The sequence below is a fragment of the Nocardioides phosphati genome, from assembly GCF_014646375.1.
Taxonomy (GTDB): Bacteria; Actinomycetota; Actinomycetes; order Propionibacteriales; family Nocardioidaceae; genus Nocardioides; species Nocardioides phosphati.
Genome location: NZ_BMNI01000025.1, coordinates 1 through 1,516, shown reverse-complemented (window position 1 = coordinate 1,516; position 1,516 = coordinate 1). Strand labels below are relative to the sequence as shown.

The 1,516-nt window shown below is 70.1% G+C and carries 1 protein-coding gene; it reads left to right on the top strand.

What is annotated here, in order from left to right; genetic code table 11:
* Positions 1–140: 140 nt before the first annotated feature.
* The coding region (locus IEX47_RS17820; RefSeq protein WP_188785496.1) for a glycosyltransferase family protein at positions 141–1,516 on the top strand (1,376 nt) is incomplete at its 3' end.

Below are 1,516 nucleotides of genomic sequence, written 5' to 3'. Positions count from 1 at the left end.
TCACCGAGGAGGTCGCCATCAGCGCCTAGCGACACGCCCGACGGAGGATTCGTTTCGTACACCACGCCTAGGGACTTGACCGAGACGCCACCGCAGGCTTCCGCGGCTGGCGCGCAGACGCCATCCAAACCGCAGGGGTGTTGCACAGCCATGCGGACGGGTATGGCTTCCAGGTCGAGAACACCTGGCGAGCCGAGCGGTCCCGCCTCAGGGTGGCCGAACAGCCCATCACGTTCGTCGAGCGGGTCGCCGGGGCTTCCAAGATGAGCCCAGGCGTCGCCGGAGAAGCCGTAGCCCTGATCGCGCGCTGGCGCGTGGCTGAGATCGCAGCGTGGCTGCGACGCCATCTGCTCGTCGCCGGCCTCGTCGTCCTCGCCGGGTTGCTGCGCGTGCCGTTCCTGCACCGCCCGCTGACCTCCGACGAAGCCGGCTTCCTCACCGTCGCAGCACAGTGGCACCACGGGACCTCGCTGTACGGCGACTACTGGGTCGATCGCCCGCCACTGCTGATCCTCCTGTTCCGGATGGCTGCCCTGACAGGCGGCACGGTGCCCCTGCGGCTCCTGGGCAGCATCGCCGCGATGGTTGCGGTCGCCCTTGCCGGTAGCCTCGGCGGGCTGATGACCTCGCGCCGGATCGGCCCGGTCCTCACGGCGACAACGGCCCTGCTGCTCCTCGACGCCCCGCTCTTCGACGGCCCGGTGGTCAACGGCGAACTGCTTGCGGTCCCCTTCGTCTTCGCCGGCTTCTGCTGCATCGTTCGCGCCAGCCGCTCTGGTGCCGCGCTGGGGTGGTGGGCAGCCGCCGGTGCTGCGGGCATGGCAGCAGGCCTGGTGAAACAGAGCCTGCTTGATGTCTTCGCCGTGGCGGCCGCGCTCCTCGTCTGGGAGCTCCTTCGTGGGAGCCGCCGTGACGCCGCCCGCCAGGGTGCCGCGTTCGTGGGCGGCGCCCTCGTAGTGCTGGCCGCAGTTCTCGGTATCGCTTGGCTGTACGGCACGCAGCCCGCAGGGATCTGGGATGCAGTCGTCACCTTCCGTATGCAGGCAGCCGACGTCATCTCGAGCCAGGCCTCACCGCACACCGCACACCGTGCCCGTGTGCTCGCCGTGGCCTGGGTCTGGACCGGCGCGCCGCTGCTGCTCCTCGTGTCCCTCCTACGGCGCACTCCACGTGCACCCGCCCCGCGCATGCCGCTCGGCTGGCTTGCCGCCACGCTGCTGGTGTGGGAGGGGTTCGGCGTCGCCGCGGGCGGCAGCTACTGGCTGCACTACCTCATCGGGACCGTTCCCGGCACCGTCTTCGTCCTGGCCCGCGCGATCGCCGTCGGCATCCCCGTACGGCGCTGCAGCGCAGCCCTCGCAGTCATGGCACTTTCCTTGGCCATGACCACCAACACCGTGCTGCACCGCGCACCACGACAACCGGCTGGAGTGAGGCAGGTGTCAACCTGGCTGACGGCACACGACCGGCCCGGACAGACGGGGATCGTGGCCTACGGACAGTCCGAGATCCTCCG